Annotated in this window: 10 protein-coding genes; 5 read left to right on the forward strand and 5 right to left on the reverse strand. The window is 62.6% G+C overall.

All coding sequences use genetic code 11. The features are described 5' to 3' along the window. Window positions 1-88: 88 nt before the first annotated feature. Both AC1DWA_RS09370 and AC1DWA_RS09375 read left to right on the forward strand, forming a co-directional pair. Complete coding sequence (locus tag AC1DWA_RS09370; RefSeq protein WP_020908609.1) at window positions 89-1,537, forward strand: amino acid ABC transporter substrate-binding protein/permease; 1,449 nt, start codon at window positions 89-91, stop codon at window positions 1,535-1,537. Next, window positions 1,534-2,301, forward strand: a complete 768-nt coding sequence (locus AC1DWA_RS09375) for an amino acid ABC transporter ATP-binding protein (RefSeq protein WP_019744702.1) — start codon at window positions 1,534-1,536, stop codon at window positions 2,299-2,301. The genes AC1DWA_RS09370 and AC1DWA_RS09375 overlap by 4 nt, the downstream gene beginning before the upstream one ends. Window positions 2,302-2,337: 36 nt before the next feature. On the opposite strand, the gene AC1DWA_RS09380 is transcribed toward AC1DWA_RS09375, so the two are convergent. The 3 genes from AC1DWA_RS09380 to AC1DWA_RS09390 form a co-directional block, all read right to left on the reverse strand. Continuing rightward, window positions 2,338-2,763 carry a DUF6578 domain-containing protein gene (locus tag AC1DWA_RS09380; protein WP_477846240.1) on the reverse strand — a complete coding sequence of 142 codons (426 nt, stop codon included), beginning with the start codon at window positions 2,761-2,763 and terminating at the stop codon, window positions 2,338-2,340. Beyond that, the gene (locus AC1DWA_RS09385; protein WP_477916612.1) at window positions 2,760-2,891 is read right to left on the reverse strand and encodes a hypothetical protein; all 132 of its coding nucleotides are present in this window, start codon (window positions 2,889-2,891) and stop codon (window positions 2,760-2,762) included. The genes AC1DWA_RS09380 and AC1DWA_RS09385 overlap by 4 nt, the downstream gene beginning before the upstream one ends. A gap of 77 nt (window positions 2,892-2,968) precedes the next feature. Then, complete coding sequence (locus AC1DWA_RS09390) at window positions 2,969-3,796, reverse strand: TatD family hydrolase (protein WP_046378972.1); 828 nt, start codon at window positions 3,794-3,796, stop codon at window positions 2,969-2,971. A 21-nt stretch (window positions 3,797-3,817) separates the two neighbouring features. Between AC1DWA_RS09390 and metG the strand changes: the two genes are divergently transcribed. Together metG and AC1DWA_RS09400 are read left to right on the forward strand one after the other, a co-directional pair. Beyond that, entirely contained in the window at window positions 3,818-5,416 is a 1,599-nt protein-coding gene (gene metG, locus AC1DWA_RS09395; RefSeq protein WP_019744705.1) for a methionine--tRNA ligase, read from the forward strand. 81 nt (window positions 5,417-5,497) lie between these two features. Further along, the gene (locus AC1DWA_RS09400; protein ID WP_477846241.1) at window positions 5,498-6,745 is read left to right on the forward strand and encodes a DUF2786 domain-containing protein; all 1,248 of its coding nucleotides are present in this window, start codon (window positions 5,498-5,500) and stop codon (window positions 6,743-6,745) included. Here AC1DWA_RS09400 and rsmI read toward each other — a convergent pair. Next, window positions 6,742-7,572, reverse strand: a complete 831-nt coding sequence (rsmI, locus tag AC1DWA_RS09405; RefSeq protein ID WP_477916614.1) for a 16S rRNA (cytidine(1402)-2'-O)-methyltransferase — start codon at window positions 7,570-7,572, stop codon at window positions 6,742-6,744. The two genes, AC1DWA_RS09400 and rsmI, sit on opposite strands and share 4 nt — an antisense overlap. Before the next feature lie 74 nt (window positions 7,573-7,646). Between rsmI and AC1DWA_RS09410 the strand changes: the two genes are divergently transcribed. After that, a complete protein-coding gene (locus AC1DWA_RS09410) occupies window positions 7,647-9,155 on the forward strand; it encodes a dolichyl-phosphate-mannose--protein mannosyltransferase (protein ID WP_477846248.1) in 1,509 nt (502 codons plus the stop codon). A 54-nt stretch (window positions 9,156-9,209) separates the two neighbouring features. On the opposite strand, the gene AC1DWA_RS09415 is transcribed toward AC1DWA_RS09410, so the two are convergent. Beyond that, a partial coding sequence (locus AC1DWA_RS09415; protein WP_477916616.1) for a BCCT family transporter occupies window positions 9,210-9,747 on the reverse strand: 538 nt, incomplete at its 5' end.

Consider the following 9,747-nt stretch of genomic DNA (forward strand, 5'->3'; position numbering starts at 1 on the left):
TATCGATTCAGCTCTGGGCGCAGTATGTTCTCGTCTGGTTCAAAGCAGTCCGGCGATCCCGGGCGCGACAGAAGAAAGCTGGGCGATAGTGCGAAGAAGATTCGACAGACCACGTAATGCCAGGTGGCCGATCCTGGCCATCCTGCTGGCGCTGATCGCAGCGCTGTTCGCCCCCGGAATCGCGAGCGCGCAACCCGGTCGCACCTACACGATCGCCACCGATCTGACATTCGCCCCGTTCGAATTCGAGAACGAAGACGGCAAACTCGTCGGCATCGACATCGATCTCCTCAACGCGATCGCCGAGGACCAAGGTTTCAAGGTCGACATCAAGCAGCTCGGCTTCGACGCTGCGCTGCAGGCCGTGCAAGCCGGGCAGGCGGACGGCGTCATCGCCGGCATGTCCATCACCGACGCCCGCAAGCAGGTTTTCGACTTCTCCGACCCGTACTTCGAGTCGGGCGTGCAGATGGCGGTCCTCGAGACCGACAACGACGTGAAGTCGTACGAGGATCTGAAGGGCAAGCGCGTCGCGGTCAAGAACGGCACCGAGGGCGCCAGCTTCGCCGAGTCCATCAAGGACCAATACGGCTTCACCACAGTCTATTTCGCCGACTCCGCCAGCATGTACGACGAGGTCCGCACCGGAAACTCCGTCGCAGTCTTCGACGACTACCCCGTCCTCGCCTACGGCATCACACAGGGCAACGGCCTCAAGACGGTCACCGAAAAAGAGGTGGGCGCGAGCTACGGCTTCGCAGTCAACAAGGGCCAGAACGCCGAACTGCTCCAGATGTTCAACGCTGGACTGCAGAACCTGCGCGACGACGGCCAGTACGACGAAATCGTCTCGACCTACCTCGGTCAGGGCGCGTCGACGTCGGACAACTCCATCATCGGCTTGATCAAGAGCACCTATCCCCAGCTCCTCAAGGGCCTGTGGTTGACGATCGTTCTCTCGGTCGTCTCGATCGCGATCGCTCTGGTCCTGGGTGCGATCTTCGGTCTCTGCCGCGTGTCCACCAACATGTTCGTCCGAGGTATAGGCACGACCTACGTCGACATCTTCCGCGGCACACCGCTGTTGGTGCAGGCGTTCTTCATCTACTTCGGCATCCCGGCAGCCCTGCATTTCCAGATGTCCGCCTTCACCGCAGGCATCATCACGCTCTCGCTCAACGCCGGCGCGTACATGGCTGAAATCGTCCGCGGCGGCATCTTGTCCGTCGACAAGGGACAGATGGAGGCGTCACGAAGCCTGGGCATCAGCTACATGAAGTCGATGCGAAAAGTCATCATGCCGCAGGCAATTCGCACGATGATCCCGTCGTACATCAACCAGTTCGTCATCACCCTCAAGGACACGTCGATCCTGTCGGTCATCGGACTCGCCGAGCTCACTCAGACAGGGCGCATCATCATCGCGCGCAACTTCCAGTCGTTCAACATGTGGCTGATCATCGGCGTCATGTACTTCATCATCATCATGGCGCTCACCAAGCTGTCGAACCGCCTCGAGAAGAGGATCAACAAGTGACCGAAACAGCCGTCAACATGGGCAAGTCCGACACCGAGGTCAAGATTTCGGTCAAGGGACTGAAGAAGTCGTTCGGCGACAACGAGGTCCTCAAAGGCCTCGACGTCGACATCAAGAGCGGTGAAGTGGTCTGCGTCATCGGGCCTTCCGGTTCGGGTAAGTCCACCTTCCTGCGCTGCCTCAACCGCCTCGAAGACATCACCGCCGGCTCCGTGCGCGTCGACCAGTTCGACCTCACGAACAAGGACGTCGACATCGACAAGGTGCGCCAGCACATCGGGATGGTGTTCCAGCACTTCAACCTGTTCCCACACATGAGCGTCGTCGAAAACGTGATGCTCGCCCCGGTGCAGACCGGGCGATCGACCAAGGATCAGGCTCGCGAGATCGCCGTCAAACTGCTGGGCCAGGTCGGTCTCGCGGAGAAGGCAGATGCCAAGCCCGCCAGCCTGTCCGGTGGGCAGAAGCAACGTGTGGCCATTGCCCGCGCACTGGCGATGAGCCCGGACATCATGCTCTTCGACGAGGCCACCAGCGCCCTCGACCCGGAGATGGTGGGAGAGGTTCTACAGGTGCTTCGTGACCTCGCCAAGCAGGGCATGACCATGGTCGTCGTAACCCACGAAATGGGCTTCGCCCGTGAGGTTTCCGATCGAGTCATCTTCATGGCCGACGGATACATCGTCGAAGAAGGCAAGCCGGAGAACCTGTTCGGCAACCCCCAGCAGCAGCGCACCCAGGACTTCCTGGCGAAGGTCCTGTAGGGGCAAGCCCCCTGTGCGCCTTTTTGGTAGTGGGGACTACCGGAAAGGCGCACGGGTGGTGGCCAATTCGACGACCAGCCCGGTCTCGATCCGATTCTGCGGCTCGAAGTCGAAGTCGCCGAACCTTCGGAACCACCGAGGACTGGCCTCGACCCTTCGATAGTTCTCACTACCTGCGACGGGCAACCACATGCGTGGACTTCCGACCTCTGCGTAGGTCGTCGTCACCACGAGAATCCCGAGCACCACACCCGTGGTCACGACTCCAGACGCAGGCATCCCGCCGTGAACCCAACCGTCGAACGCGTCGTCCTGCGATCGCGGTGCCAATGTCCACGAGCATGATTCACCGACCACCGGAAACGGCCCGCAGCACTCGACTTCGACCGCGTCGACATGAACGCTGACGATCTGGACCGAAGAGTCGACCGGCGTCGGCTCAGTGAAGCTGTGCGCCTTCATTCCCTCCCGGGATTCGAGAAATTCGCCGCGCTCGAGCCGGATCGAGAGGACTGTTCGGCTGTGTGTTCGACGTCGTCGGGATAGACGTCGGAGGGATAGACGTCGGAGGGATAGATGGAGTCATTCATCTGAAATACCCCGCGCAGTAGACGGACCGGGACACGACAATCCCGGGCGCGGAGTTACCTGTCGAACCAGAATAGCGTCAGATCTTGTAGACGCGCTCCGCTGTCGCCGTGGACGCCGCTGCCAGGGCCTGCGGATCCTCGCCGCGGATGTCTGCGAGTGCACGCACTGTGTACGGCAGGCAGTACGACTCGTTAGGCGCACCGCGGAACGGGTGCGGCGTCAAGAACGGCGCATCCGTCTCGACGATCAGCTGATCCGACGGCACCAACAGCGCGGCCTCACGCAGCGCCTTCGCATTCTTGAAACTCACGGTTCCCGAAAAACTCAACACGTACCCGGCGGCGATGCACTCCCGCGCCATCTCCGAATCCGAGGAGAAGCAGTGGAACACCACTGTCTCCGGCGCACCTTCCTCGTTCAGCACCCGCAGCAAGTCCTGGTCGGCTTCGCGGTTGTGAATCATCAGCGTCTTACCGAGACGCTTCGCGAGGTCGATGTGCCACCGGAAACCGTCGACCTGCTCCTCGATCGTGGCGCACCCTTCGAGCTTGCCTGGCCAGTAGAGATCCAGCCCGGTCTCCCCCACCGCGACGACCCGCGGATCGGACGCCAACCGTTCGATCTCGGCCCTGGTGTCGGCATCCAGGACGTTCGCCCTGGTCGGATGGATTGCGACGGCTGCGTAAACCCTCGAATCCCAGTTCGCAGCGTCGACGGCAAAGCGTGCAGCATCGAGGTCGTCGGCCACCGTGACGACCCGTCCGACGCCGACGGCCTCGGCTCGATCGACTATTTCGGCCACGGTCGCAGCGTCGTGGGCGCCGCACGCGTCGAGGTGCGTATGGGCGTCGATCAGAGGCGACAAGGGCTCAGGGGCATCGGGGGCGGGACGGTCTTTGCTCACGCCCGATAGAGTAAGCCCACCATGACTGTGCCTGCCTCACCCTCCCAGACCCCGCGCCCGGACTCCGCCGCCCCGGAAGGCGCGGAACGATCGCCGTTCTACATCACGACTGCGATCGCGTATCCCAACGGCGCTCCGCACATCGGCCACGCGTACGAGTACATCTCTTCGGACGCGCTCGCCCGCTTCAAGCGCTTGGACGGTCATGAAGTGTTCTTCATGACCGGTACCGACGAGCACGGTCTGAAGATGCAGCAGACAGCGATCAAAGAGGGCATCGACGTACGCGAACTCGCGGCTCGAAACTCCGACGTGTTCCAGAACCTCGACAAGGTCCTGAACATCTCGTACGACCGGTTCATCCGCACCACGGACGCTGATCACCAGGTCGCCAGCAAGGCGATCTGGGAGAAGATGGCCGCATCGGGCGACATCTACCTCGACACGTACTCGGGTTGGTACTCGGTTCGGGACGAGGCCTTCTACACCGAAGCCGAGACCACGCTTCTGGAGGACGGCACCCGTCAGTCCACCGAGACCGGCACCCCGGTGGAGTGGACCGAGGAGTCGAACTACACCTTCCGTCTCTCGGCGTACGGGGAGCGTCTCCTCGCGCTGTACGAAGAGCACCCCGAATTCATCGCCCCCACAACACGCCGCAACGAGATCGTCAGCTTCGTCAAGGGCGGCCTCAAGGACATCTCGATCTCGCGCACCACGTTCGACTGGGGCGTCAAGGTCCCGGGCGACCCGGACCACGTCATGTACGTCTGGGTAGACGCCCTCACCAACTATCTGACCGGTGTGGGTTACCCGAACGTCGATTCGGAGGAGTTCAAGAAGTTCTGGCCCGCGAGCCTGCACATCATCGGCAAGGACATCACGCGGTTCCACACCGTGTACTGGCCGGCATTCCTCATGTCTGCCGGCATCGAACTGCCGGAGCGGGTGTTCGTCCACGGCTTCTTGTACAACAAGGGCGAGAAGATGTCGAAGTCCGTCGGCAACGTCGTCGACCCCATCGCGATGGTCGATCAGTACGGCCTCGACGCCGTCCGTTTCTTCCTGCTCCGCGAGATCTCGTACGGTCAGGACGGCAGCTACAGCCACGAAGCGATCGTGACGCGCATGAATGCTGATCTCTCGAACGAACTCGGCAATCTCGCGCAGCGTTCGCTGACGATGGTCGCGAAGAACTGCGACGCCCAGGTACCCACCCCCGGTGAGTTCACCGAGGACGACCTGGCGATGCTGGCATCGGCGGATGCCCTGCTTGCCAAGTGCCGCAGCGAGTTCGACGTGCAGGCTCTACACCTCGCGCTGGAAGCCATCTGGGGCGTGCTCGGCGAGACCAACCGGTACTTCTCCAAGCAGGAACCGTGGGTTCTGCGTAAGACCGATCCGGCACGCATGGCGACGGTTCTGTACGTGACGCTCGAAGTGGTCCGTATCGTCGGGCTTCTCGTTCAGCCGGTGATGCCCGACGCGGCGTCACGCATCCTCGATCTGCTCGGCCAGAGCGAAGAGAACCGGCAGTTCGCCGACATCGCGGTTCGCATCGACGCGAACCGGAAACTGCCTGCTCCGGCGCCAGTTTTCCCCCGCTTCGTCGAGGAATGAGCTAAGCGAGAGTGCCGCACGTGGGGTCCGAGATATCCGGTTACAGGCGGATGTGTCGGACCCCACGTGCACACTCCAGCCATGACGACGAATAGAACATACATTCGAACCAGCGCTTCGGCGCAGACACTGCCATGGAACGGAGCGCGGGTGTCCACTCAGGAGGTCAGCCCTCAAACCGTTTCCGCGGTGCGAGATCTCGTTTCCGAACTGTCCGCGGCGTACGAACGCGGATGGCAGCCGGCGGATCTGATCCATCTGGCGCGTCGAAGCAAAGAAGCGTCCGACGCCGATCTCGCCGCCACCACCATCCTGTTCGATGCGAAAGCGTCGCGCGCCTCCGATCGCGCACCGCTCGAATGGGTGGGGCAGTTGCAGACGATCGGCGAGCAGTATCCGAAGTCTCGGCACATCGCTTCTCGAATCACCGTGGACGACGACGTTTTTCGCTCCCTCGCGGCCGGCCTTCTGTTCCAGGATCCCTACTTCCTTGTTTCGCAGATCGTCGACGTCGCGCGATCCTGGATGCGCCTACCTCAGTGGACGGTGTTGCTCGCGCCACCATCCACCTGGCCGTCGCAACGGACCGACACCAGCTATGCCGGCGTCGGCGATACCGAGGTCGACGCCAAGGTACTCAAGCGAATTCGTGGATTACTCGCCAAAGCGGAAGCCACCAACTTCGCGGAAGAAGCCGAGATTTTCACCGCGAAGGCTCAGGAGTTGATGACCCGGTACGCCATCGATTCCGCGCTGCTCCACTCTCGCGCCGGGGTCACCGACACATCCGTGAATGCCCGACGCATTCACATCGAGAACCCGTACGTGAAGGAAAAGGTTCACCTCCTGACCGAGATCGGCGAATCGAATCGAGTCAGGACTGTCTGGTTCAGCGACATTGCACTCGCGACCGTCGTCGGCACTCCGGTCGACCTTCAGCAAGTCGATATGCTGTTCACTTCCTTGCTCGTACAGGCAACCCGTGCAATGCAATTCGCCGACTCGAGCAATCGTGGCGGCTCACGCACCACCTCGTTCCGCAAGGGATTCCTGGCCGGGTTCGCCAGCCGCATCGGACACCGCCTGCGTGACGCCGGCACCAAAGCCACCGCCGAAGCGGCCGACGCGGCATCGATGGACGTCGCGGATCTTCTGCCGATCCTGGCCACCACTTCCGAGGCCGTCGACGCCGAATTCGATCGATTGTTCCCGACAACCCGCAAAACTCGCGGACGGTCCGTCGACGCCGAAGGCTGGCACGCCGGCCAGGCTGCAGCCGACGACGCCAACCTGCGTCCCGGCGCACCCGCCGTGAACCGCTCCCGCTAGTCCTTTCGAGCGGCCAGGACCGTCTCGTACAACTCACGCTTGGAGACTCCGGCCGTTGCGACCAGAGCACACGCGTCCTTCAATCGTGCTCCCCCCTCAACCAGCCTTTCCACCTCGTCGACCAGATCGGCAGGATCAGATGCCACCAGCACTGCGCCTTCGAGCACCACCGTGATCTCTCCGCGAACGCCCTCGGCCGCCCAAGTAGCTAACTCTCCGAGAGTGCCGCGCTTCACTTCCTCGTAGGTCTTGGTCAATTCCCGGCACACGGCCGCGCGGCGATCGGGCCCGAGAACTTCCACCGCATCTGCGAGGCAGTCCGCAAGGCGATGGGGTGCTTCGAAGAACACACACGCTCGCTGCTCGGTTGCCAGGGCCGAAAGCCAGGTCTTGCGCTGCCCCTGCTTTCGCGGTGGGAACCCGTCGAAGCAGAACCGCTCCACCGGCAAACCCGAGAGTGCCAGCGCCGTCGTGACCGCCGACGGGCCCGGGAGACACGTGACGGCGAGGTTCTCGGCTACGCAGGCGGCAACGAGGCGATATCCGGGGTCACTGACCGACGGCATGCCTGCATCGGTGACCAGCAGGACGGTCTTGCCTTCGGCCACGTCGGCGACCAACGCGGGCAGCCGCGAAATCTCGACCTGATCGTAGAAACTGACGATCTTCCCGGTGATGGTTACCTCGAGCGCGGACGCCAGAGACTTGGTGCGTCGTGTGTCCTCCGCAGCGACGACGTCGGYGGTTGCGAGAGCAGACCGAAGACGCGGGGATGCGTCACCGACATCTCCCATGGGTGTTGCGGCGAGTACCAAACGACCAGTCATACCTGACAGCCTACGATTGCCAGGTGACTGTGCAGACGGACGAGCGGCCAACGCCCGCCACGAGCGATCGGGTAGTGCGTAGTCCCGGCCCGCTGGTACCGGATCCTGATTTCGGCCCGACCGACAGATTGCGCGGCTGGATCGTCACCGCTTTCATCACCGCCATCGCGGCGATCACCCGCTTCACGATGCTCGCCTACCCGACCGACGCCGGCACACCTGTATTCGACGAGAAGCACTACGTTCCGCAGGGCTGGCAAGTTCTGACCGGCGGTGGCATCGAGGACAATCCCGGTTACGGATTGGTGGTGCACCCGCCGATCGGTAAGCAGATGATCGCGATCGGCGAAGCACTCTTCGGTTACAACGGTTGGGGGTGGCGATTCTCGTCAGCCCTGGTCGGGACGCTGATGGTCCTGCTGATCATCCGGATCGTCCGCCGCATGACGCGGTCCACGCTGATCGGGGCGATTGCCGGAATCCTGCTCATCGTGGACGGCGTCACCTTCGTCTCCTCACGCCTCGGGATGCTCGACATCTTCCTGGCATTCTTCGTCCTTGCGGCGCTCGGATGCCTGGCGGTCGATCGCGACCAAGTCCGCGAACGAATGGCGAAGGTATACGAGGAAGGTCGAATCGGCGATTCCGCCTGGGGTCCACGGCTGGGTTTCCGGTGGTGGCGGTTCGGCGCCGGCATCCTGCTCGGTCTGGCATGCGGAACCAAGTGGTCCGGCATGTACTTCATTCTGTTCTTCGGATTGCTCAGTGTTGCCTTCGACCTGTCAGCGCGCCGCGCATACCGCGTGCAGCGCCCCTGGGTCGGCACCGCAGTTCGCGACATCGGTCCAGCTCTGTATGCGCTGGTGGTCATTCCGCTCGGTGTGTACCTCGCGAGCTACTGGGCCTGGTTCACCAGCGAGACCGGCGTGGACCGTCACGCCGTCGGTAACGAGATCGGTGAGGGCGGCACGTGGAGCTTCATTCCCTCCGCACTGCGTTCACTCTGGTACTACAGCGGAAACGTTCTCCAGTTCCATGCCGGTCTGACCAACTCCGCCGGAAACCACCACCCGTGGGAGTCGAAACCGTGGACGTGGCCGATGGGGCTACGACCGATGCTCTACTACTACGCCGACGGCGAGCAGGTCACCGGTTGCGGGGCCGCCAGCTGCGTCAAGGCCGTGATGCTGATCGGCACACCGGCGATGTGGTGGCTGGCCCTACCGATGTTGGCGTGGGCGATCTGGCAGACGTTCGTGCGCAGGGACTGGCGATACGCCGTGGTCCTGACGGGCTACGGCGCCGCTTACCTTCCGTGGTTCGCGACGCTCGACCGCCAGATGTACTACTTCTACGCAGTTGCACTCGCCCCGTTCATGGTCATGGGATTTGCGCTGGTCCTCGGCGATGTTCTGGGCAAGGCGAGCGCGTCCGTCGAGCGTCGTACCACCGGACTTCTTGCGGTCAGTCTGTACATCGGTCTGGTCGTGGCCAACTTCGTCTACCTCTGGCCGATACTCACCGCCATGCCGATCACGCCGGAATCGTGGCAAAACCATCTGTGGCTGCCTAGCTGGAAATAGTGGGACAGACGAAGGAGGCACCGAACCTGGTTCGGTGCCTCCTTCGCTTCACGATTACTCTGTCGGCTTACCGACGCGACGTCCCCGCCTCGGGCGTAGGAGAGCACGTTTCTGCTCCTTCGCCGCAATGATGATCGGGTCGTGCGAAAGATCCTTGTACAGCGAGAAGCACAGTCCGATCATGACCAGCACGAACGGCGCCGCAGCGATGATCGTCATGGTCTGCAAGCCGTCGAGCGCTTCGGAGCCACCGGTCCACAGCAGAAGCGCTGCGACGCCACCGGTCAACATGCCCCAGAAGACCACAACCCAGCGACTCGGTTCGAGCGTTCCGCGCTGCGAGAGCGTCCCCATCACCATCGACGCAGCGTCGGCGCCGGAAACGAAGAACACTGCCACGAGCAGCATGACGAGGACAGTCGTCACTCCGGCCAACGGCAAATTGTCGAGCATGCCGAACAGTTGAGCCTCTTCCGAGCCTCGGCCGGACAAGCCGATTCCGTCACGTTCCTCGCCGATGCCCGCGCCGCCGAAGATCGCGAACCAGAGCAAGCTGACAGTCGTGGGAACGGCGATGACGCCGACGATGAAC

The sequence above is a fragment of the Rhodococcus sp. P4_F3_2 genome, assembly GCF_056401335.1.

Coding starts and splice junctions, on each gene's coding strand:
- AC1DWA_RS09380 (WP_477846240.1), bottom strand. CDS start 2,763: ATGAAGGCGCACAGCTTCACTGAGCCGACGCCGGTCGACTCTTCGGTC.
- AC1DWA_RS09385 (WP_477916612.1), bottom strand. CDS start 2,891: ATGAATGACTCCATCTATCCCTCCGACGTCTATCCCTCCGACGTCTAT.
- AC1DWA_RS09400 (WP_477846241.1), top strand. CDS start 5,498: ATGACGACGAATAGAACATACATTCGAACCAGCGCTTCGGCGCAGACA.
- metG (WP_019744705.1), top strand. CDS start 3,818: ATGACTGTGCCTGCCTCACCCTCCCAGACCCCGCGCCCGGACTCCGCC.